Origin of the sequence: Alkalimonas delamerensis (assembly GCF_030717955.1) — a bacterium.
Lineage (GTDB): Bacteria > Pseudomonadota > Gammaproteobacteria > Enterobacterales > Alteromonadaceae > Alkalimonas > Alkalimonas delamerensis.
In genome coordinates, this window is sequence record NZ_JAUZVY010000002.1 from 1 (window position 1) to 20,459 (window position 20,459).

Annotated in this window: 24 protein-coding genes and 1 riboswitch; of the genes, 11 read left to right on the forward strand and 13 right to left on the reverse strand. The window is 51.8% G+C overall.

Annotated features, from left to right (window positions below; genetic code table 11):
• Positions 1-663: 663 nt before the first annotated feature.
• From Q3O59_RS04515 to Q3O59_RS04560, 10 genes are all read right to left on the reverse strand, one after another.
• Positions 664-1,074, reverse strand: coding sequence for a SufE family protein (locus tag Q3O59_RS04515; RefSeq protein ID WP_305944449.1), 411 nt, complete (start codon positions 1,072-1,074; stop codon positions 664-666).
• A gap of 31 nt (positions 1,075-1,105) precedes the next feature.
• Entirely contained in the window at positions 1,106-1,639 is a 534-nt protein-coding gene (gene sufT, locus Q3O59_RS04520; protein WP_228591001.1) for a putative Fe-S cluster assembly protein SufT, read from the reverse strand.
• 39 nt (positions 1,640-1,678) lie between these two features.
• On the reverse strand, positions 1,679-2,044 hold the full coding sequence (locus tag Q3O59_RS04525; RefSeq protein ID WP_305944450.1) for a HesB/IscA family protein: 366 nt from the start codon (positions 2,042-2,044) through the stop codon (positions 1,679-1,681).
• 10 nt (positions 2,045-2,054) lie between these two features.
• Positions 2,055-3,284, reverse strand: coding sequence for an aminotransferase class V-fold PLP-dependent enzyme (locus Q3O59_RS04530; protein WP_305944451.1), 1,230 nt, complete (start codon positions 3,282-3,284; stop codon positions 2,055-2,057).
• Positions 3,281-4,540, reverse strand: coding sequence for a Fe-S cluster assembly protein SufD (sufD, locus tag Q3O59_RS04535; protein WP_305944452.1), 1,260 nt, complete (start codon positions 4,538-4,540; stop codon positions 3,281-3,283). The genes Q3O59_RS04530 and sufD overlap by 4 nt, the downstream gene beginning before the upstream one ends.
• Positions 4,537-5,301: a Fe-S cluster assembly ATPase SufC gene (gene sufC / locus Q3O59_RS04540; protein WP_228591011.1), complete on the reverse strand. Its 765-nt coding sequence runs from the start codon at positions 5,299-5,301 to the stop codon at positions 4,537-4,539. The genes sufD and sufC overlap by 4 nt, the downstream gene beginning before the upstream one ends.
• 6 nt (positions 5,302-5,307) lie before the next feature.
• On the reverse strand, positions 5,308-6,744 hold the full coding sequence (sufB, locus tag Q3O59_RS04545; protein ID WP_228591013.1) for a Fe-S cluster assembly protein SufB: 1,437 nt from the start codon (positions 6,742-6,744) through the stop codon (positions 5,308-5,310).
• A 225-nt stretch (positions 6,745-6,969) separates the two neighbouring features.
• Positions 6,970-7,365: a type 2 periplasmic-binding domain-containing protein gene (locus Q3O59_RS04550; protein ID WP_305944453.1), complete on the reverse strand. Its 396-nt coding sequence runs from the start codon at positions 7,363-7,365 to the stop codon at positions 6,970-6,972.
• A gap of 10 nt (positions 7,366-7,375) precedes the next feature.
• Entirely contained in the window at positions 7,376-8,512 is a 1,137-nt protein-coding gene (locus tag Q3O59_RS04555; protein WP_305944454.1) for a porin, read from the reverse strand.
• Between the two features lie 96 nt (positions 8,513-8,608).
• A riboswitch (cyclic di-GMP riboswitch) is annotated at positions 8,609-8,697 on the reverse strand.
• A gap of 84 nt (positions 8,698-8,781) precedes the next feature.
• Entirely contained in the window at positions 8,782-9,915 is a 1,134-nt protein-coding gene (locus tag Q3O59_RS04560) for a flagellar assembly protein T N-terminal domain-containing protein (RefSeq protein ID WP_305944455.1), read from the reverse strand.
• Between the two features lie 175 nt (positions 9,916-10,090).
• Between Q3O59_RS04560 and Q3O59_RS04565 the strand changes: the two genes are divergently transcribed.
• Positions 10,091-10,543 carry an LPP20 family lipoprotein gene (locus Q3O59_RS04565; RefSeq protein WP_305944456.1) on the forward strand — a complete coding sequence of 151 codons (453 nt, stop codon included), beginning with the start codon at positions 10,091-10,093 and terminating at the stop codon, positions 10,541-10,543.
• A gap of 9 nt (positions 10,544-10,552) precedes the next feature.
• Here the strand turns inward: Q3O59_RS04565 and Q3O59_RS04570 are convergent, their stop codons facing one another.
• The 3 genes from Q3O59_RS04570 to flgA form a co-directional block, all read right to left on the reverse strand.
• Positions 10,553-10,981: a flagella synthesis protein FlgN gene (locus Q3O59_RS04570; RefSeq protein ID WP_305944457.1), complete on the reverse strand. Its 429-nt coding sequence runs from the start codon at positions 10,979-10,981 to the stop codon at positions 10,553-10,555.
• The gene (flgM, locus tag Q3O59_RS04575) at positions 10,981-11,325 is read right to left on the reverse strand and encodes a flagellar biosynthesis anti-sigma factor FlgM (RefSeq protein WP_228591026.1); all 345 of its coding nucleotides are present in this window, start codon (positions 11,323-11,325) and stop codon (positions 10,981-10,983) included. Before flgM ends, Q3O59_RS04570 begins: the two co-directional genes overlap by 1 nt.
• An 87-nt stretch (positions 11,326-11,412) precedes the next feature.
• The gene (gene flgA / locus Q3O59_RS04580; protein WP_305944458.1) at positions 11,413-12,132 is read right to left on the reverse strand and encodes a flagellar basal body P-ring formation chaperone FlgA; all 720 of its coding nucleotides are present in this window, start codon (positions 12,130-12,132) and stop codon (positions 11,413-11,415) included.
• Between the two features lie 136 nt (positions 12,133-12,268).
• On the opposite strand from flgA, the gene Q3O59_RS04585 reads away from it, so the two are divergent.
• The 10 genes from Q3O59_RS04585 (at position 12,269) to Q3O59_RS04630 (ending at position 20,452) form a co-directional block, all read left to right on the forward strand.
• Positions 12,269-13,198: a chemotaxis protein gene (locus Q3O59_RS04585; RefSeq protein WP_305944459.1), complete on the forward strand. Its 930-nt coding sequence runs from the start codon at positions 12,269-12,271 to the stop codon at positions 13,196-13,198.
• A 20-nt stretch (positions 13,199-13,218) separates the two neighbouring features.
• Positions 13,219-14,052 (forward strand): CheR family methyltransferase, encoded by an 834-nt coding sequence (locus tag Q3O59_RS04590; RefSeq protein ID WP_305944460.1) that lies wholly within the window; start codon positions 13,219-13,221, stop codon positions 14,050-14,052.
• Positions 14,053-14,145: 93 nt separating this feature from the next.
• Positions 14,146-14,541 (forward strand): flagellar basal body rod protein FlgB, encoded by a 396-nt coding sequence (gene flgB / locus Q3O59_RS04595; RefSeq protein WP_305944461.1) that lies wholly within the window; start codon positions 14,146-14,148, stop codon positions 14,539-14,541.
• A 2-nt stretch (positions 14,542-14,543) separates the two neighbouring features.
• Positions 14,544-14,966 carry a flagellar basal body rod protein FlgC gene (gene flgC, locus Q3O59_RS04600; RefSeq protein WP_228591036.1) on the forward strand — a complete coding sequence of 141 codons (423 nt, stop codon included), beginning with the start codon at positions 14,544-14,546 and terminating at the stop codon, positions 14,964-14,966.
• 13 nt (positions 14,967-14,979) lie between these two features.
• Entirely contained in the window at positions 14,980-15,663 is a 684-nt protein-coding gene (locus Q3O59_RS04605) for a flagellar hook assembly protein FlgD (protein WP_305944462.1), read from the forward strand.
• A gap of 35 nt (positions 15,664-15,698) precedes the next feature.
• Positions 15,699-16,997, forward strand: coding sequence for a flagellar hook protein FlgE (gene flgE / locus Q3O59_RS04610; RefSeq protein ID WP_305944463.1), 1,299 nt, complete (start codon positions 15,699-15,701; stop codon positions 16,995-16,997).
• Positions 16,998-17,120: 123 nt separating this feature from the next.
• On the forward strand, positions 17,121-17,867 hold the full coding sequence (locus Q3O59_RS04615; RefSeq protein WP_305945104.1) for a flagellar basal body rod protein FlgF: 747 nt from the start codon (positions 17,121-17,123) through the stop codon (positions 17,865-17,867).
• Between the two features lie 14 nt (positions 17,868-17,881).
• Positions 17,882-18,670 (forward strand): flagellar basal-body rod protein FlgG, encoded by a 789-nt coding sequence (gene flgG, locus Q3O59_RS04620; RefSeq protein ID WP_228593012.1) that lies wholly within the window; start codon positions 17,882-17,884, stop codon positions 18,668-18,670.
• 15 nt (positions 18,671-18,685) lie between these two features.
• The gene (gene flgH, locus Q3O59_RS04625) at positions 18,686-19,348 is read left to right on the forward strand and encodes a flagellar basal body L-ring protein FlgH (protein WP_305944464.1); all 663 of its coding nucleotides are present in this window, start codon (positions 18,686-18,688) and stop codon (positions 19,346-19,348) included.
• Between the two features lie 9 nt (positions 19,349-19,357).
• On the forward strand, positions 19,358-20,452 hold the full coding sequence (locus Q3O59_RS04630; RefSeq protein WP_369812351.1) for a flagellar basal body P-ring protein FlgI: 1,095 nt from the start codon (positions 19,358-19,360) through the stop codon (positions 20,450-20,452).
• The last annotated feature ends 7 nt before the right edge of the window (positions 20,453-20,459 follow it).

Consider the following 20,459-nt stretch of genomic DNA (forward strand, 5'->3'; position numbering starts at 1 on the left):
ACGCAGCTGCGACGATGGTAGTGTGGCATTCGCCATGCGAGAGTAGTACACCGCCAGGCACCCAATAAACAAAGAACCCCCAGCAGCAATGCTGGGGGTTTTTGTTTATCCGCTGCGCGGAGGTACCACTCAACCATGCCGGCCACCGAGGTGGCATTGCGAAACACGTCCCTGTGTTTCGCCCTTCGGGCCTGCCTAACGGCAGTCCTAAAACGCTCCCGGCGTTTTAGTCGCCATGCTGGCTCGGTGTATCACCCAACTACATGCGAAGGCTGAGGCCTCGTTCAGATCGACATCAACTTGTTTGACTGAGCGATTAGCGAAGGACAAATGTGCTGGGAGCACATTTGAACAGCTTTAGCTGGCCCGAAGGGCGTAGGGCAGGATGCCCGGAGTAGTTGTTGTGGCGAGCCTGAAGGAGGTTTCAGCCTGGAGCCAGAGCGGGCATTATTTTCCTGATACACATTTGCACAGCGTTAGCTGGCCCGAAGGGCGTAGGGCAGGACGCCCGTAGTAGTTGTTGTGGCGAGCCTGAAGGAGCGTCTCAGCCTGGAGCCAGAGCGGGCATTATTTTCCTGATACGCATTTGAACAGCGTCAGCTGGCCAGAAGGGCGGAGGGTGTGGACGTAGGCCTCAAGGACTGAGGCCTTAGGTGATAGTTGTTAGTGCTGCGCTTGCGCCAGGGCTTTAATTTTTGCCACGATAGCGCGCAGTCCATTTCCACGGGTTGGGCTGATATGGCGCTCTAAATCCAGCGCTTTAAAGTAACTGTCGATATCAAACGCCAGGATCTCTGCAGCGGTTTTGTTGTGGTAAGCAGCAAGGACAATGGCGAGTAGGCCATTCACAATCACTGCATCGCTGTCGGCCTGAAACTGTAGCCGCCCTTGATCGCTGTTGCTGAGCAACCAGACTTTACTCTGACAGCCTGGCACCAGCCGATCGTCGGTTTTGTAGGCATCGTCCAGTGCCGGGATACTTTTGCCCAAATCGATGATGTATTGGTAGCGTTGTTCCCAATCATCAAAAAAGGCGATGTCGTCTACGATCTCTTGATCACTTGGTAAGGTCATAATGTCTCTTGCTTGTTTCTACTGGCCGTTCTCAGAAGAAGACACCGGCTTCGAGCTGGGCTTCTTCACTCATCATATCGCGTGACCAGGGTGGGTCAAATACCAGGTTTACCTTGACCTGGTTGACGTTGGGCACCATACCAACCCGGTGCTCGACGTCACCGACCAGCACAGGGCCCATGCCACAGGCCGGGGCTGTCAGCGTCATGTCGATATCGACCGTCTGACTGGCCTGATCAATGCTGACTTTGTAAATCAAGCCCAGCGACAGCAGATTGGTCGGGATCTCTGGATCGTAGACACTTTCCAGAGCCTGGTAGACCTGTTTTTCTTCGATGTTGCCATCGGCAGGGGGCTGAAAATGCAATTGCAGGGGCTTACGGCCCAAGGCGTCGGCATCGGTGCCATCGATCCGGTACATGTTGCCACGCCAGGTAATGGTGTAATTGCCGCCCAGATCCTGGGTAATGGTCACAAACTCACCGGCCGGGATCTGCTCTTTGTTTCCCTGGGGCACACGTCTGGCGATGCAGTCACGCTCTGTAGCCACCATTCTTTGCTGCATGTTTACCTCGCGCGGTTCTGAACAACGGGGGCCTTGGCTTTAACCAACATTAAAGCTTTCACCACAACCACACTCAGCAACGACATTGGGATTGTTGAACTTAACCAGCCCATTCAGGCCTTCTTTAACGTAATCGATCTCGGTGTCTTGCACCAGGCTCAATGCTTTTTGATCGATGCAAATGGTCAGGTTATCACTGGCCCTCACCTGGGTATCGCTGTCAGCTGCTTGCGGTACAAAATCCAGCACATAGGCGTAACCACTGCAGCCACTGACTTTGGTGGATAAACGCAGGACTTTGCCGGGCTGTTTGGCCAGCATGCTTTCAAAGTAATCAATGGCCGTCTGGGTCAGACGAATGGGATCACCCTGACGAGCGGTTGGAGTAAAGGTTTCAACGTGCATTCTGTGCTCCTTACGCCAGCATTTGCTGCGCTTTTTTTAGCGCAATGAATAAGGCATCTACTTCTTGCAGCGTATTGTACACTGAAAATGAAGCTCTGGCGGTACCAGGGACGCCCAAACGTCGCATCAGAGGTTGGGCGCAGTGATCGCCAGTACGGATGGCGACACCCTGACGGTCCAGTAAAAAACCAACATCGGCTGGATGACTGCCTGCAAGGTTAAAGCTGAGAACCCCCACCTTGGCAGGGGCTGTGCCGACCAATTGCATGCCGGCAAAGTCCTGAGCCTGCTGCGTGGCATGGGCCAGTAGTGCTTGCTCATGTGCTTGCACAGCGGCTAAATCGAGTTGGCTAAACCAGTTGATCCCTGCTGCCATGCCAATGGCACCAGCGATGTGCGGGGTACCCGCTTCCAATCGGTTGGGCAACTCACCCCAGCTGGATTCCTGATAACTGACCCTGGAAATCATTTCGCCGCCGGTTTGCCAGACAGGCCAATCCTGCAACACTGAGGCTTTACCCCACAGCACGCCAATGCCGGTGGGGCCGAACAGCTTATGGCCTGAAAAGGCATAAAAATCACAGCCGATATCAGCGACCTGAACACCACCATGGGCAATGCCCTGTGCGCCATCAATCAACACCAGGGCGCCTTTGGCCTTGGCCTGAGCTGTCAGTGCTTTAATGGGATTTAAGGTGCCTAGCGCGTTGGATACATGGGGCAGGGCAACCAAGCGCGTTCGTTCGGATAACAAACTGGAAAATGCGTCGGTATCCAGCGCACCGTTGTCATGGATGGGCGCGACTTTCAGCACAGCGCCGCTGCGCAGACAGGCTTGTTGCCAGGTGACCAGATTGGCGTGATGTTCCATTTCGGTGACCAGCACCTCATCACCTGCGGTCAGTTGCTGCGCCATGCCATTGGCGACAATGTTGATGGCTTCGGTGGTACCGCTGGTCCAAATCACTTCACTGCGATCGGCGGCACCGATGAAGTTTGCCACGGTGTCACGGGCATGCTCGTAGCGGCGGGTTGCCTCATCCGCCAGCTGGTGAGCGCCTCGGTGCACATTGGCATTGCACTGGGTATAAAAGTCGGTGATGGCCTGGATGACGGCGCGCGGCTTTTGCGTGGTCGCGGCATTGTCCAGATAGACCAGGGGATTGCCATCTATTGTCTGGTGCAAAATTGGAAACTCAGACCGCAAGGCCTCAAGGTTGAGTGCTACTGCCGTACTCATTGAACTTCCATCTCCTTGAAACGGGCGCGAAGTTGAGGTTGCAACCATGCCGCTAACTGCTGGTTCGGCATTTGGTTGACCAGCTCCTGAATAAAGCCAAAGTTCAGCATGATCAACGCCTGAGAGCGGGAAATACCGCGCGAGCGCAGATAATACAGCGCTTGCTCTTCAATCTCGGCAACAGTGGCTCCGTGGGCACATTGCACGTCATCGGCGTAGATTTCCAGCTCGGGCTTGGTGTTGATTTGGCCACGGCGGGACAACAGCAAATTGCGGTTGTTGAGTTCCGCCAGGGTTTTCTGGGCATCGCGGTGAATGTGAATGCGGCCATTGAAGACGGCATTGGCCTTATCGCCGACGATACCACGAACATTTTCTTCGGTAGTCCCGTTTGGTTTGGCATGCTCGATGGTGCTGTGCAAATCGAAGTGCTCGGACTCAGCCAACAAGTAGATGGCATTGAGTTTGGCGTGTGCATGCTCGCCGTTGTGAATGATGTCGATATCGGTACGGGATAGAGCGCTGCCATAGCCAATCAGGGTGCTATTGAGTTGAGCCCGGTGGTGCAGGCAAAAGTGGCAGCCGCCAAAGTGAAGCGCCTGCCCCGATTGCAATGCCAGCCGGTAATGATCCAGCTCAGCGTCTTCGGCGAGATCCAATTCGGTAAAAGCCGTGGTGACACTGCTTTCATTGCCAAGGAACTGCTCAATTAGGCTGGCCTTGGCTTTGTGCCCTAACCGAACCAGCACACGCTGATGGTTTTGCTGGCCTTCGGTGGACTGATGCACAATACGGATGGGTTGTGGCAGATGACAGCCATCGTCTAGCTGAATAAACACAATGTCTTGTGCCAGTACATCATTCACCAGGCCAAACAGGTGCCGCTCTGGTTTAATGTTGGCAAATTGGGTGGTGGCCAGCACTTGCTGCTCGGGTGGCAGTGAAGCCATGCTGTCAATGCGAACGCCTGCCGGCAATTGCAGGGTGCTCAGATCGCTTTGCAGCTGGCCATTGAGAAACACCAGCTCCAGGCAGTCCAACCCTTCTATTGCAGGTATCTCTGATACCTGTTGCTCAGCTGGAGCCTCAGCCGACAGCTGTTCCAGCGCTGACAACGAGGTGTATTTCCAGCCTTCGGTGCGGCGGCTAGGCCAGGGCGTGCTTTGCAAGGCCGCTAAGGCGCGGTTGCGGCTGGGGGTGAGCCAGTCCTGATTTGCCTGGCTGCGCTCTAGCGCTTGTTGCAGCCATGCACTCATGAAGAGGCCTCCTCAGTGGCTTCGATACCCAAAAAAGCGTAGCCTTCTTTTTCAACTTTCAATGCCAGCGAGGCATCGCCGCTTTTAACGATTTTGCCATTGGCAAGAATGTGAACGAAGTCAGGTTTGATGTAGTCCAGCAAACGCTGATAGTGGGTAATGACCAGAAAGCTGCGCTCGCTGTTGCGCTGGCTGTTGACGCCACTGGCAACAACTTGCAGGGCATCGATATCCAGGCCGGAGTCGGACTCGTCCAAAATACACAGCTTGGGTTCCAGTAGGATCATTTGCATGATCTCATTGCGCTTTTTCTCACCACCAGAGAAGCCTTCATTGACGCCACGCTTTAAGAAATCCAGTGGCAGCTGCACTTGCTTGCAGGCTTCTTTGGCTTTTTTCAGAAACTCAGCGGCGCTCAGTGGCTCTTCGCCACGTTGTTCACGGATAGCATTGACCGACTCTTTCATGAACTCCATGTTGCTGACGCCCGGGATTTCTACCGGGTATTGAAATGCCAGAAACAGCCCATGGCGAGCACGGTCTTCGACTTCCATCTCCAGCAAATCGTCATCCATAAACTGGACGCTGCCGCCTTCAACCTCGTAGCCGTCCCGTCCAGACAGCAAATAGCTCAGGGTACTTTTGCCGGCCCCGTTGGGTCCCATAATGGCATGGACTTCACCTGGTTTAATTTGCAGGTTCAGGCCTTTAAGAATGGATTGTTGCCCAACACGGGCGTGCAGGTTGTCAATGGTAAGCATGAATGATTATCCTACTGAGCCTTCAAGGCTGATTTCGAGTAATTTGCCCGCCTCTACAGCGAACTCCATCGGCAGTTCTTTGAATACTTCTTTGCAGAAGCCATTCACAATCATAGAGACAGCTTTTTCTGCATCCAAACCGCGCTGTTTGCATAAAAACAGCTGATCCTCGCTGACTTTGGAGGTAGTCGCTTCGTGCTCGACTTTAGCGGTGGGGTTTCGGCTTTCAATGTACGGGAAGGTGTGGGCGCCACAGCGATCACCAATCAACAAGGAATCGCACTCGGTGAAGTTGCGGGCACCATCGGCTTTGGGTCCCATGTGGACCAGCCCCCGGTAGCTGTTGTTGCTGCGGCCGGCACTGATGCCTTTCGAGATGATGGTGGAGCGGGTGTTTTTGCCCAGATGGATCATCTTGGTACCGGTATCGGCCTGTTGCCGGCCGCGGGTCAGTGCAACCGAATAAAATTCACCGACGCTGTTGTCGCCTTTAAGCACACAGCTCGGGTATTTCCAGGTCACGGCCGAGCCGGTTTCTACCTGAGTCCAGGAAATGTGCGCATTGGTATGACAAATACCGCGTTTGGTAACAAAATTATAAATACCGCCTTTGCCATCTTCGTCACCCGGGTACCAGTTCTGCACGGTGGAGTATTTAATTTTGGCATCGTCCATCGCGACCAGCTCGACCACGGCAGCGTGCAGCTGATTTTCATCTCGTTGAGGGGCGGTACAGCCTTCGAGGTAACTGACGTAGCTGCCTTCATCGGCCACAATTAGCGTGCGTTCAAACTGGCCGGTGTTTTGTTCGTTAATACGGAAATAAGTGGATAACTCCATGGGGCAGCGGACGCCTTTGGGAATATACACAAAGGATCCGTCCGTAAAGACAGCACTGTTTAAAGCAGCGAAGTAATTGTCTGAGCGCGGTACCACAGAGCCAAGGTACTTTTTCACCAACTCCGGGTAGTTCTGAATGGCTTCAGAAATTGGGCAGAAAATGACGCCAGCTTCTTTTAACTTTTCACGAAAGGTGGTGGCAACGGAAACCGAGTCAAATACCATATCGACTGCAACGCCAGCCAGCACTTCTTGCTCGTGCACCGGGATGCCGAGCTTCTCGTAAACACGCAACAGTTCCGGATCCACTTCGTCCAGCGACTTAGGCTTGTCTTTCATGCTCTTAGGCGCGGAATAATAGGAAATCGCCTGGTAGTCGATTTTGGGGTAGTGCAGATGGGCCCACTCGGGCTCTTCCATTTTCAACCAGCTGTGGTAAGCGCGCAGCCGCCATTCCAGCATCCACTCTGGCTCATTTTTCATCGCAGAAATGCGTCGAATGACGTCTTCATCCAGCCCCGCTGCAAAAGTTTCCGACTCAATGTCCGACACAAAGCCGGCTTCGTACTTGCGGGATAACGCCTGGTCAATTTGCTCAGTCATAATCTGACTCTTTCCTCGTGTAGAGAACACTGCAAGGTCTAATTGTCCGGTAAAACCGGCCTGATTGCATGCGTTATTTCAAGAAAAAGGTGAATACCCCGATCTTACAATACCCGAGTAAAACACTCAAGTATTGATTCTTCAATACGGCTTGCTGTTGAGTTCTGGATTGGTGCATGGATAAAAAATGCCGGCTTTTAGCCGGCATTTGAACATGATGACAACTTATTCATTGGCGATGGTGGCAATCACCCGTACCTGATCGGTCACTTCGCTTGCTGGGATATAGCCCAGGCTGTTTGGGTTGCTTGCAACAAACTCAATTTTGGCTTGCACCGAATCCACTTCAACCGGTGGACGCCCTTTACCGGTAAAAACCAGCCGTGACCAGTAGGCTTTCATTTGCGCTGGGCTACGGCCCAGAGCTTCTTGCTCAAATTGATCGCGAAGCGGGTTATTTTCCGGTAGGTTCACCGGCATCAGGTTGCCAGCTCGCCCCATGTAGATACGAGACACCTCGTCCAGACTGACATCGGCAGTCGCTGGGTGAGCGATAACAGCAATGTCGGCCGCACAAAGGCTGGAAAAAAATGTCAGAGAAGCAATCAGTAATTTTTTCATAACGATGTCCTTAGAAAACCAAGTCAATGCCGACAGTCAGCAGTTGATCGCGACGATCAGCGACCTTGTCCTTCTCTGAACTGAACTGAACTTTCAAGGCAGCTGAAGGATGGAAGTCGTAGCGACTGCCAAGGTTCCAGGTATCCCGTTTGGTGTTAAATGATTCAACAGCCATCATGACACCAGGTCTGAATGGATTGGACTCAGCCAAATTTTGATAAATCTCTGCTTTAGCATCGTTGTCCCGGCGCTCAAAACTAACAAAGGGGGTATAGCTGTTAATACGGTAACCAGCAGAAAGATAGAAACCATTTTGCGTTGGAATCACCGAGTTGCTAACACGAGCTCGCACAATTTCACCACTCACAACCATGCTGCCATTGTCGTAACCAAGGGCTAACCCCATAAAAATACTGCTGGCATCGTCAATGCTGATTTGGTTGGCTGTGTCAGCGAAACCGGATTGGCTTAATAAGGCCAGTAGACCTGAGAGCTCTCCATCCTGATCCACCATGGTGAGTTTACCAGTGAGATAGGCAACACGAGTACTGAAGCTACCCTGTGTAAGCTCCCAGGTTGCACCTGCAGCACGTTCAATCGAAACATCGGCTGGGGTAGGAGTTATGTTGGTGATACCGCTGTAGCTGCCAACAATAAATTGCAGACTTGAATCGACGTTACCCAGCTGCCCAAAGCGCACCAGTGACACGCCTTCGAGGTTGTTGAAGTCCAGGTTGTACACGGAGTTGGGGACCCGGGCCCAATCGTAGGCATAACCGACATCCATAAAATCAGAATAACGGTAAAAAGGGGTGCGCAACCGGCCGGCATTGATGCGCGTCTGGTTGTTAAGCTCGTAGGTCAGGTAAGCCCACTCAAACTCGGCATTAAAGTCGTTGCTGCCGCGTCCCATCAGCTGTGCAGTCACCGATAAACGGTCGCCTAAATCCGCCTGGGTTTGTAGGGCGAACAGAGACTCGTTTTTAAAGTCGATTTCGTTGTCGTAACCATACAAACGGTCAGAGCTTGATAAGGTGGTGCCCCCTTGAATGGAAGCAAAACCATTAAAACGAATATCTGCGTGCGCTGCAGAGGCAGTGCAGGCCAGCAGCACACCTAAGCTAAGTTGTTTGATTTTAGAAACCATAATCAATTGTACCCCGGTAGTTGATAGTTGCTCTGTGTTTTGACAGTCCCGTCAACAACACAGCAATCATCTCAATAGGGCAAGCCGGTTTTGCAACCTTGCAGTCTGGCAGCCGTGAGAGTAGCACTCCTTTAGGCCCATGACTTTGCGTGTTCAGCTTTTCAACTGACTTGCCCTGAGGGCGCGCATTGTACAGATAGTGTTCAACGCTGTAAATGTTTTGCCGACGCTTTTACTGCGAATTGCTATGAGACTCAGGGGTATAGACGCTATTCCGCTAACTTGGTGACTGCATCACCCACCTGGACATTGCTCAACAGGCGCTCGTTAATGCTTTCGGCAACCGCCCAGTCGTAGCCAATCTCTGTGATGCGCACTGTCAACGGGCTGACCCGAAAACGTGTGCTGTCATGATGCACTGCTTGCTGGCGGTACAAAATGGTAAGCTCATCACCTTGCTGTAAACCGACATTTTGACCGGTACTCAGCTGGATGCGGTTATGACCCACCTCGCTGATGCTGGCATGAAACGGCTCACAACGAAGGGCTTCTTCAATGTCTATCACGGCGGCATCCAGCACCCGGGAGACGGCTTCACCATAGCTGCTTTGCCAAAAGCGGTGATCAAGCGGGGACATGCTGGTTCGTTTGCGGTAATCCCAGCGAGCCTGAGTGCGGTATTCTTGTTGAAACAGCACTTTACCGGTGCTGAGCTGCTTCAGTTGCAGATGAAGATGGAAAAAACGTTCACGCCGCGCATCCGACCAAAAGCGCAGATTCATGTCGGTGCGCTCGCCCAAAGAGACGTCTTCAATACTGGCACTCACCAGGTAATCGGCCTGAGTTTGAAGCAATAAACTGCTGCGCTCTCTTGCGGACAAAGGACGGTGCAGATCATGCAGCTCTGTCCAGGTTGGCAATGCGCTGTTGGCCAGGCTTTGCAGTTGCTGATGGACTTTTCTGGCACTGACATCGCCAATGTTTTGCAAGTCACCAATGACACTTTGCTGCGGGTGGCGCAGCATGAAAGGTGTAACCAGCACTGGCTTTTTGTAGGCTGCCCCTGCACAACGACTCTGTTGCGGAAAGATATCAGCCCGTATGGTGACTTCCAGCGTTCGTCCTATTCGCTGTTCACGCACCAGCTGAACCTGACGTACTTCGGCCTGGCTTTGCAGTTGAATGGAGCTCTCGGTCAGTAGGCCGTTGGTGACCTGCTGCACGCTGCGAATGGAGGCACCGGCATAGAGTAGGGCACGTCTGACGGCATCTTCGGTAGCTCTGGCACGGGCGTCGGCTTCATCGCCGCCACGGATCACCGCCTGACCACTGGCTTCTACCCACTCAGCAGCAACCGATAGACTGCACAGCAGGATCCCTAGTCCGATAATCAGCTGTCGCATGATGCATTTCCTCAATAGCTCTGGTCAGAGTTTTGACACTTATTTGCTTTATTCAAATTACAAAAGCAAATAACGTACCAGCGTGTAATTACTTGGCCAAGCTATATGCAAGTTGGCGCATGTTTTGCTTTCAAAAATACCAAGAAGGTGGATATCCAGTCACGGAGTGTGGGTGATGAAAAGTATTCTGGTGCTATGCTGTTTGTTTTTGTTGGCTGGTTGCAGCCTGATGGCCGATCGTCATCTGGAGTGGGAAACCGTGGCGCCCGAGCAGTTTCCTGTGTTGCGTGCTGTGGGCTATGCGCCATTGTCGCTTCAACCTGGGCAAAATGAGCAGCATAAAATGTTGATGGCGCTGCAAGCATCCAAGCTGGATGCGTACCGGGAGTTGGCAGAGCAGGTCTATGGTCAACGCATTGATGCCAACACCAGCCTGCAACAGCTGCTGGTGCAAAATGATCAGTTACGTGCCTCGGTACAGGGGGTTATTCGAGGGGCTCGGGTGGTGAAAAGTTACCCGGTCGGCGATGCTTATGCGACGGAATTGGAACTCGACTTTCGGGATGTGTACGAGTTATTTCAAGCGCAGCAGCCAGAGCGGCGCATTCGCCATGTCCGTTACTATTAAGATTGGGACTTAAGCTTTAAAACCTTTGCCTTTGTGCTCGACCGCTGGTTTGCCTTTACGATCGTAGGTGAGGCCCGACTTGCCATGCAATTGCAGCAGCTCGTTTTTAAAATGCTGCAGATTCAATTGGCTTTGTTCAAAAGCAAGACGATTCACTTCATTTTGTTGCTTGCAGTCGGCCAAGACAGCATCCATTTCAGCAACGCTTTGTTGAAAAGTAGGATTTTCCCGGAGTGCAGTAAGCTGGGGATGATTGGCAATTCGTTGGTCCAGCTGCTGCAAAGCTTCCAGGCAGGCGATTTTTTTCTGGCCAAGTTGCTCGATTTCGTCCGGCTGCCGTGCAGACAGCGCGGAAATTTCTTGCCGCAATAGCGAAAGGAGCACATTCAGGTGCTCCTTTTGTTGATCAAGTAGGGAGTTTAGATCAATGTCGGTCATCAGTTTTTGCGAAAGATTTCGCCCTCGAACTGCATAATGCGCTTTGCCAGTTGCTCAACATTAATTTGGTACTTGCCTTCGGCAATGGCTCGTTTGATTTTTTCAACTTTTTCCTGGTCAATGCCAGAACTGTTGTTGGCTTTTTCCTGCAAACGTGCCATCTGCTTTGCTTGCGGTGTAATGGACACCGAGTCTTGCTTGGCTTGTGGCGCCGTTGGCTGTGGTGAAGCCGCAGCCTGCTTTTGCTGCGTGACCTGCTGCCGTTGGTTGGTTTGCTCAACCGTTTCTTTCTTGACTTGGTTGCCAGCATTGGCTGGCGGGGTATTGTTAATTTGACTGACCATCTGAAACCTCTACCTAGTGATCAAACTCCCTATGCTCATACTAACGGCAGGAGTACAGAAAACTTTAAACTTTTTTTCTGTCGGTGTTTAAAACTGCACTTTTACAGCATTCACGCCAGTGACTCTGGCTTCAATTAGCTGATTCGATTGGCGGTTTCGGATGCGAATGAGATCGCCTAAGCTGCCATCTTGCTCAGCAATGCCGGTGGCACTGACACTTAAACTTGCATGATCTACATGAATTGTAACAACATCGCCACGACATACAAGACATAGATCCTGCAAACTAATGATTTGACCTAAGCTAATGGCGCGTCGGTTTCTGGCACCGACAATGATGCTTGGATCATCGACTGGGGTGCCGCGTTGTAAACGACGCTCCCGCTGCTCGATTTGCAGCATATCCAGGGTGATACGGGTACCAGGCGGTAAGTTTTGCCGGGCCACGACGGCTTGAATCAAATCGGTAAAGCGTGCCGGAATAAACAGCTGCCACGGTTGAGGGGCCTCGCAGCGAATCTGCACTGTGGCCTGGCGATTGCGAAGTGCACCAGGCAGACTGAACTCCAAAGGCTGGGTGCAGTGCTTGACGCCGATACGCGGATCCAAACCCTGTACTTGCCATTCGCGGCCAGGCTGTCCCTCTTGTTGCTGGGTATCATTGAGCCATTGCAAGGCCAGCTCGGACAGTTGCTCGGTGCTGAAGCTGTCGCTCGTTTCATCGGCCATGACAGGCTGACAAAGAGCAACGGTCAACACAGGCAGGATAATTTTGGCAATGCGGCAGATTTTATCGTACATTTTCATAAGGTTTCGGCTATGCTTAGTCACACGTTTAAGAAAGAAACCTGCGTCAAAATTCAGGCGGTTGAAGCTGAAAAACACCTTCGATATGGCTGTAAAAGCAAGAATCGATCCTTTTTGCCCGTCACAGGAGCAACAGATGGCAAGTATTTTGGATTCCGTCAATCAGCGCACCCAACTGGTTGGACAAAACAGACTGGAGCTGTTGCTGTTTCGCTTGCCGGGTAAACAGCGTTATGGGATTAATGTCTTTAAAGTGCGGGAAGTGCTGCAGTGTCCAAACTTAACTGCTTTGCCCAAACGAAATAAGTGGGTGCGTGGTATCGCTCATATCCGTGGGCAAACCATTTCGGTGATTGACCTGAGTCTTGCCATTGGTGGGAAGCCCATCAGCGATCTGAGCAGCAGTTTTGTGGTGATTGCCGAATACAATCGTTCGGTGCAAGGCTTTCTGGTCGAAGGCGTCGAGCGCATTATTAACATCAATTGGGACGCCATTATGGCGCCGCCGGAAGGGACGGCGGGCAAGCAAAGTTACCTGACCGCGGTTACCGAGGTGGATGGTGAGCTGATTGAAATTCTGGATGTGGAAAAAATCCTGGAAGAAATCCAGCCTTCACCCACAGCACTGACCAAAGACATTTCGGTAGAAACCGTGCAGCATGATTTGGGAGAGCGGCTGATATTGATTGCGGATGATTCTGCTGTGGCCCGCAATCAGGTAAAAAAAGCTTTGGAAAGTCTGGGCGTTAAAATGCATCTGGTCAAAAATGGTCGTGAGGCCTTTGAGTTTTTGCAGCAGACAGCAATCGAGTGCGAACACTCGGTTACCGAAAAAGTAGGTTTACTGATTTCGGATATCGAAATGCCCGAGATGGATGGCTATACTTTAACAGCAGCTTTAAAAGCTGAAGCCAAATTGCAGCAGCTGCATGTGATTTTGCATACCTCTTTAAGTGGGGTCTTTAATCAGCAAATGGTAAAAAAAGTCGGTGCCGATGATTTTATTGCAAAGTTCAACCCCGATGAGTTGGCCGAGTCTGTTCAAAAGTGGCTGCATGCTGATTGAGCTGGTAAAGGAAGCTACCCATGGCAAATCGTGAGCTGCAAGACAGTGAGTACAAGGTGTTCCGTGACTTTCTGGAGCAGCAGTGTGGCATTGTCTTGGGCGACAATAAGCAGTATCTGGTGAAAAGCCGTTTAGGCCCATTAATGGCAAGGTTCAGTGTTGGTTCTTTGTCGGAGCTGGTCGCTAAAACCCTGAGCCCCTTTGAGCGCCAACTTCGCTCTGCCGTGATTGATGCCATGACCACCAATGAAACCTTATGGTTTCGGGATACTTACCCCTTTGAGCTGTTAAAAAAACAAATTTTTCCGGAGCTGGAAAAAAGCAGCCGCACCTTGAAAATTTGGTCTGCGGCCAGCTCATCTGGTCAGGAACCTTACTCGATTGCCATGACTGGGCTGGAATACCAGCAAAGCCGGCCAGGTGCTTTTAGCCTTGGTATTCATGTGCTGGGCACCGATATCTCCAATACCATGCTGGAGCATTGCCAGCGCGCCGAGTACGATGGTCTGGCCTTATCCAGAGGTTTATCGGCCGAGCGGCGCAGCAAATTTTTTGAAGACAGTGGCAACGGCATGATGCGGCTAAAAGCTGCCGTGCGGAAGAATGTCAGTTTCCGCCATCTCAACTTATTGGACAGTTATGCCTTGTTGGGTAAGTTTGACATTATTTTTTGCCGCAATGTGTTGATTTACTTTTCCCCTGACGTGAAAGCCAAGATTATTCGTCAGTTCGCAGGGGCTTTGGCACCGCGCGGTTACTTGATTCTAGGTGCCTCTGAGTCTCTGTCGAGTGTGAATTCCGACTTTGAAATGATCCGCTGCAACCCCGGTATTATCTATCGGAAAAAAACGTGATGGTTTTTTTGTTCCCCTAAGATCCATTCAAAAGAATATTTGGCCCGCCTCTTGCTTTACTTTCACCAGTAGGATGGAAGTGAGGTGACAATCATGTCAATCAGCTTTAAAAACGCTTTTGGGATGCATCCGGAAGCGATGGTGATAAGAGAGCGACGGACCCAGGTGCTGGCCGAAAACATTGCCAATGCCGATACTCCAGGCTTTAAAGCCCGGGATATTGACTTTCAGCAGGCGCTATCGAACGCACAGCATCGGCAAGGCCGTAACCCGACTCGTACCCATGAAAAGCACTTCGCCATTGATAGCTCCATTCGCAAAGAGTTGCAGTACCGCAATCCGGATCAGCCGGATACCGGGGATGGCAACAGTGTGGATATTCATCGTGAACGCAACCTCTTTATGCAGAACGATCTGGCCTATCGCACCAGCCTGCAGTTTTTGGATGGGCGTATTGCCAGTTTGAAGAAAGCAGTGAAAGGACAATAATCATGAGCTCATTTAAGGTTTTTGACATTGCCGGTAGCGGCATGACGGCTCAGTCGGTTCGACTAAATACCACCGCCAGCAACATTGCCAATGCCAACAGCATTAGCAGCAGTGTCGAACAGACTTACCGGGGGCGACACCCTGTCTTTGCCGCGGAACTGGCTGAGGCACGCCGAATGCAGGGCGAAGTTTCCGGTGTTCAGGTGCTTGGCATAGTGGAGTCGGATGCGCCGCTGAATATGGAGTACAACCCGAACCATCCATTGGCGGATGAGAATGGTTTCATCTACAAGCCAAACATCAATGTGATGGAAGAAATGGCCAATATGATCTCGGCTACCCGCTCCTATGAAACCAATGTCAATACCGCTGATGCGGCCAAAAAAATGTTGATCCGGACACTGCGTCTTGGGCAGCAACAGTAACGAGGGCTGAGTGATGACCATCAATGCAACCAACGGCCTGAACAATGATCTGTACTGGCAAGAAGAAAGCAAGGTACCCGAGCGCAACAATGGTGCTTTAACCCAAGCTGATTTCTTTGCTCTGTTGACGCAGCAGCTGGCTTTTCAGGACCCGACCAAACCGGTGGAAAATGATCAGATGATTGCGCAAATGACCAATTTTACTATGGCCGATGGCATCAGCTCATTGAACAATAACTTTAAGAGCTTTGCTGAGAGTATGAGCTCTAATCAAGCTTTGCAAGCTTCTTCCCTGGTCGGACGCAGTGTATTGGTACCGTCCAGGGAGATGGTTTTCACCGGACAGGATTTATCGCGCGGCATTATCGATTTCGAGCAACGGGCGACCAATGTGCAGGTACGGATTGAAAAGCCGAACGGAGAGTTGGTGCGGACCATCAATATCCCTGAAGTGGCGGCTGGGAAATTCGATTTTGTCTGGGATGGCACCAATGGTCAGGATCAGGAGATGCCACCAGGTGTCTACAACATCAAAGTGGATGCCAACATTGCTGGAGAAAATCAATCGGTACCCGTGATGGTATACGCACCGGTTTCCAGCGTCAGTCTTGGCCAATCCGGTAAGGGCATTACCCTGAATCTGGTTGGGCTGGGTGCGTTTAAGTTAGCAGATGTTCGTGAGATTTCTTACGGTTAATGGCAGTCGCCATAACCTTGGTTGAGAGGTGAGTTATGAGTTTTAATATCGCGCTAAGCGGCCTGGCCGCAGCACAAAAAGATTTGGATGTGACTGCAAACAACATTGCCAATGTCAACACCACGGGTTTTAAAGAGTCGCGGGCCGAGTTTGCCGATGTGTATGCAACCTCGATTTTTGCTTCCGGCCGAACCAAGGTGGGTGATGGTGTTACCACCTCGGTTGTCGCGCAGCAGTTTAATCAGGGGTCATTGCAATTTACCAACAACTCGCTGGATTTGGCCATTACAGGTGAAGGTTTCTTTGCCACTGCGCCGGATCGCTTATCACGTGACTTTACTTACACTCGTGCCGGAAATTTTAAGCTCGATAAAGACAACTTTATTGTCGATAATCGCGGCAACTTTTTGCAGGGGTTTAGCGTGGATCCCGCTACCGGACAAAACCAGTCCGTCAGTTTAAGTACTACTCAGCCGATTTCTATTCCAACCACAGCGGGCGCACCCCGTGCCACCAACAATGTGTTTGTGACCGCAAACCTGAACTCGTCTGAGCTGATAAATACTACGACTTTTGAGCCGACAGATCCGGCAACATATAGCCACTCGACCTCTGTGACCGTGTATGACAGCTTGGGGGAGCCCCATATCCTTAGTATGTATTTTCGTAAGTCGGCTGTTGGGGAGTGGGAGTCTTTTGCTGTGTGGGATGATGTGACTGCGGCTCCTTTCGGGCCAACGACGTTGGAGTTTGACTCCAGTGGTGAGTTGGTCATTCCGGCTGGCCCTCCTCCGACACCACCAGTGTTAACGTTACCCGCTGCAGTGTTAAATGATCCTCTAAACGGTTATCTCACCAATGGTGCCGAATTTTTGACCGATGTAGTGATTAACTTCAGGGATCCTGCCGGGATCCGAACACCTACGCAGTATGCAGCCCCTTTTGACGTTACCAACCTGAGTCAGGATGGCACCACTGTCGGTAACCTGACTGGGGTAGACATCGATGCTTTTGGGCGGGTGCTTGCCACCTACAGCAATGGCGATGAAGAGTATCTGGCGCAAGTGACTTTGGTTCAGTTTGCCAATGTGCAGGGACTCAAGCAAGTGGGCAATACCTCATGGCAACAAACCATCACATCCGGTGAGCCGATTGCAGGGCAGGCCAATGTGGGCACCTTTGGCGCTATTAATTCTTCGGCACTGGAGCAGTCCAATGTCAACCTGACTACGGAGTTGGTGGACTTGATTAATGCCCAGCGTAACTTCCAGGCCAACTCCAGGGCGCTGGAAGTGAACAGCACCTTGCAGCAGACCATCTTGCAGATCCGATAGTCTCCTGCTTATTTCCATCAGAGCCACCTTCGGGTGGCTTTGTTGGTTTTGCAGTCTATTTCAATTTGCTGGCATTAGTTTTGCATTGTATTTGCTACTAACGCTAATTTTCAGGAGCCCATGATGGATAACTTGCTCTACATCGCCATGAGCGGTGCCAAAGAGAACCAACATGCAATCAGTGTCCGGGCGAATAACCTGGCCAATGTAGGCACCACAGGCTTTAAAGCGGATTTTGAGCAAGCCAGAGCCATGCAGGCCTTTGGTGCCGGCTTGCCGACCCGGGTCTTTTCGATGACAGAGCGACCTGGTCATAATTTTGACGCTGGTCCACTGGTGATGACGGAACGCGATCTGGACATTGCCATTAAAGGCGACGGTTGGTTTGCGGTGCAGTCGGCTGACGGTTCGGAAGCGTACAGCCGGGCTGGTAGCCTGCAAATCAATGCCTTCGGCATGCTGGAAACGGCAGGTGGTCTGCCGGTGATTGGCGAAGATGGGCCCATTCAGCTGCCTTTACCCCTGGCCAAAATTGAGGTTGGCCAGGATGGCACCATTAGTGTCTTGCCACAAGGGGCGCCAGCAGAGGCTTTGTTTGAGGCCGGTCGTATCAAACTGGTCAACCCTGAACTATCACAAATAGAGAAAGGGCTGGATGGTTTATTTCGCCGCAAAGATGGGGTGATAGAGCAGGAAAGTCCCGATGTGGTGTTAATCAACCGGGCTCTGGAGCGCAGCAATGTTAATGCGGTGGCAGAAATGACGCACATGATCAGCTTGCAACGGCAGTTTGAAATGCAGGTCAAGATGATGCGCAATGCACAACAAATCGATCAGAAGCAAGACTCGCTTCTGTACATCATGGGTTAAGCGGGGAGGCTGTTATGCATCCAGCACTTTGGATCAGTAAAACTGGCTTAGATGCCAAGCAACGCGATATTTCGGTGATTTCAAACAACCTGGCGAACGCCAGTACCGTTGGCTTTAAGAAGAGCCGGGCGGTGTTTGAAGATCTGCTGTATCAGAATGTGAATCAACCCGGTGGGCGTTCATCGCAAAACTCGGAGTTGCCAAATGGTTTAATGATTGGCGCAGGCACCAAGGTGGTGGCAACCCAAAAGAACTTTACCCAGGGCAACATGATCACCACTGAAAACAGTCTGGACATGATGATCCAGGGGCATGGTTTTTTTGAGATCCTGATGCCTGATGGCACCATTTCCTATACCCGGAATGGCCAGTTTACCGTGGATCAGGATGGCAACCTTGTCACCTCCGGTGCTGGTTTTCCGTTAGAGCCGAACATTGTGGTACCGCCGGAAGCGACCGGCATTACTATTTCACAAGATGGCGAGGTGTCGGCCCGGATCCCAGGACAAGCCGACAACGCGGTACTTGGGCAGATCACCGTGACCAATTTTATCAATCCGGCGGGACTAGAGCCGATTGGGCAAAACTTGTTTCGTGAAACCGCGGCCAGTGGCGATCCGGTGCAAGGCATTCCTGGCTTGGAAGGCCTGGGTTTGATTGTGCAGGGCGCTTTGGAGACGTCCAATGTGAATGTGACGGAAGAATTGGTCAATTTGATTGAGAGCCAGCGGGTCTATGAAATGAACTCCAAAGTCATTTCTTCGGTGGATCAGATGCTTGGCTTTGCTATTCAGCAACTTTAACGGATGGAGGCGGTAATGCGAGTTTTAGCTGCGGTTACCTTTGGATTCTTGCTGGCTGGTTGCTCCAGCATGCAGCCGCCCAAGCAAGACGATCCTTTTTACGCGCCGATGCCGCCAGCACCTGCGCCCAGAGCCATCGAACGAAACGGCTCTTTGTTCCAGGCTCGCTATGCCAATAGCATGTACTCGGACAGTCGGGCCCGCCGTGAAGGTGACATTATTACGGTGGTGCTGCGCGAGCGGACTCAGGCCTCGAAAAATGCCCGCACTGAAACTCAACGGGACAGCAGCCACCAAATTGATCCCATCGTAGGCTTGGGGGGCCGGCAACTGAATACCATTCAGCTTGGCACCAACAGCAGCAATGATTTTAAAGGCGATGCCAAGTCGAATCAGAGCAATAGTCTTACCGGGGATATCACCGTTAATGTAATTGAAGTGCAGCCCAATGGGAATTTGGTGATCCGGGGGGAGAAGTGGTTGCAGCTCAATACTGGCAGAGAGTTTATTCGGTTAACTGGCATTATCCGTCAGGAGGATGTCGAGCGGGATAACACCATTGAGTCAAACAAAATTGCCAACGCCCGCATCGAGTACAGTGGTACCGGCGCATTTCATGGTGGTCAATCGCCAGGTTGGCTCACCCGGTTCTTCTCAGGTCCGGCTTGGCCGTTTTAAGGAGAGGGTATGAACTTCTGGCAACGATTACTGCTGATGGGCGTTTTGCTGGCAACCAGCACCGTTCAAGCAGCCCGGGTGAAAGATGTCGCCGACGTGGAAGGGGTGCGTAGCAATCAGCTGGTAGGCTATGGTCTGGTAGTCGGCCTGCCAGGTACTGGCGAACAAAGCCCTTTTACCGAGCAGAGCTTTCGGGCCATGCTGTCCAACTTCGGCATTAATTTGCCGCCTGGTGCCCGCACGCAAATCAAAAATGTCGCCGCGGTGGCGGTGCATGCCGAGTTGCCGCCTTTTGCCAAACCAGGTCAAAGTATTGATGTCACCGTCTCATCCGTTGGCAGTGCCAGCAGCTTGCGAGGCGGCACCTTATTGCAGACCTTCCTGGTCGGGCTGGACGGTGAGGTCTATGCGGTAGCGCAGGGCAGCCTAATTGTCAGTGGACTTGGTGCAGAAGGCATGGATGGCTCCCGCATTATGGTTAACACCCCAACGGTAGGTCGGATCCCAAATGGCGCCACTGTGGAGCAGGAAGTGCCATCCCCCTTTGCCGATGGGGATTACATTACTTTTAATCTGCACCGGCCAGATTTTACCACCTCGCGGCGTCTGGCCGAGGCCATCAACGACTTTATTGGTCCTGAAACAGCCTATTCGCTCGATGGTTCATCCATTCGGGTGCGGGCGCCACGTGATATGAGTCAGCGGGTGGCGTATTTGTCGACGTTGGAGAATCTCACCTTCGAGCCTGCCAGCAGTTCAGCCCGTATTATTATTAATTCCCGAACTGGCACCATTGTGATAGGCAAAGAAGTCCGGCTATTTCCGGCTGCAGTGACCCACGGTGGCCTGACGGTGACCATTGCTGAAAGTCCTCGCGTGATCCAGCCCAACCCGTTAGCGGGTGGGGAAACCATGATTGAAGAAAGCACCATCATTGATGTGAACCCTGAGCGCTCACCGATGTTTAAATTTGATCCAGGCGTGACGCTGGACGATCTGGTTCGAACCGTCAATGCGGTTGGAGCAGCGCCAGGTGATTTGATGGCCATTTTGGAAGCCTTAAAAGAGGCTGGCGCCATTCACGGCGAGCTGGTGGTGATTTAGGAGCATG

Coding starts and splice junctions, on each gene's coding strand:
- flgB (WP_305944461.1), top strand. CDS start 14,146: ATGTCAATCAGCTTTAAAAACGCTTTTGGGATGCATCCGGAAGCGATG.
- flgG (WP_228593012.1), top strand. CDS start 17,882: ATGCATCCAGCACTTTGGATCAGTAAAACTGGCTTAGATGCCAAGCAA.
- Q3O59_RS04525 (WP_305944450.1), bottom strand. CDS start 2,044: ATGCACGTTGAAACCTTTACTCCAACCGCTCGTCAGGGTGATCCCATT.
- flgA (WP_305944458.1), bottom strand. CDS start 12,132: ATGAAAATGTACGATAAAATCTGCCGCATTGCCAAAATTATCCTGCCT.
- flgC (WP_228591036.1), top strand. CDS start 14,544: ATGAGCTCATTTAAGGTTTTTGACATTGCCGGTAGCGGCATGACGGCT.
- flgH (WP_305944464.1), top strand. CDS start 18,686: ATGCGAGTTTTAGCTGCGGTTACCTTTGGATTCTTGCTGGCTGGTTGC.
- Q3O59_RS04630 (WP_369812351.1), top strand. CDS start 19,358: ATGAACTTCTGGCAACGATTACTGCTGATGGGCGTTTTGCTGGCAACC.
- Q3O59_RS04570 (WP_305944457.1), bottom strand. CDS start 10,981: ATGACCGACATTGATCTAAACTCCCTACTTGATCAACAAAAGGAGCAC.
- sufC (WP_228591011.1), bottom strand. CDS start 5,301: ATGCTTACCATTGACAACCTGCACGCCCGTGTTGGGCAACAATCCATT.
- Q3O59_RS04615 (WP_305945104.1), top strand. CDS start 17,121: ATGGATAACTTGCTCTACATCGCCATGAGCGGTGCCAAAGAGAACCAA.
- flgM (WP_228591026.1), bottom strand. CDS start 11,325: ATGGTCAGTCAAATTAACAATACCCCGCCAGCCAATGCTGGCAACCAA.
- Q3O59_RS04555 (WP_305944454.1), bottom strand. CDS start 8,512: ATGGTTTCTAAAATCAAACAACTTAGCTTAGGTGTGCTGCTGGCCTGC.
- Q3O59_RS04605 (WP_305944462.1), top strand. CDS start 14,980: ATGACCATCAATGCAACCAACGGCCTGAACAATGATCTGTACTGGCAA.
- Q3O59_RS04550 (WP_305944453.1), bottom strand. CDS start 7,365: ATGAAAAAATTACTGATTGCTTCTCTGACATTTTTTTCCAGCCTTTGT.
- Q3O59_RS04530 (WP_305944451.1), bottom strand. CDS start 3,284: ATGAGTACGGCAGTAGCACTCAACCTTGAGGCCTTGCGGTCTGAGTTT.
- Q3O59_RS04590 (WP_305944460.1), top strand. CDS start 13,219: ATGGCAAATCGTGAGCTGCAAGACAGTGAGTACAAGGTGTTCCGTGAC.
- Q3O59_RS04560 (WP_305944455.1), bottom strand. CDS start 9,915: ATGCGACAGCTGATTATCGGACTAGGGATCCTGCTGTGCAGTCTATCG.
- Q3O59_RS04515 (WP_305944449.1), bottom strand. CDS start 1,074: ATGACCTTACCAAGTGATCAAGAGATCGTAGACGACATCGCCTTTTTT.
- sufB (WP_228591013.1), bottom strand. CDS start 6,744: ATGACTGAGCAAATTGACCAGGCGTTATCCCGCAAGTACGAAGCCGGC.
- sufT (WP_228591001.1), bottom strand. CDS start 1,639: ATGCAGCAAAGAATGGTGGCTACAGAGCGTGACTGCATCGCCAGACGT.
- Q3O59_RS04585 (WP_305944459.1), top strand. CDS start 12,269: ATGGCAAGTATTTTGGATTCCGTCAATCAGCGCACCCAACTGGTTGGA.
- flgE (WP_305944463.1), top strand. CDS start 15,699: ATGAGTTTTAATATCGCGCTAAGCGGCCTGGCCGCAGCACAAAAAGAT.
- Q3O59_RS04565 (WP_305944456.1), top strand. CDS start 10,091: ATGAAAAGTATTCTGGTGCTATGCTGTTTGTTTTTGTTGGCTGGTTGC.
- sufD (WP_305944452.1), bottom strand. CDS start 4,540: ATGAGTGCATGGCTGCAACAAGCGCTAGAGCGCAGCCAGGCAAATCAG.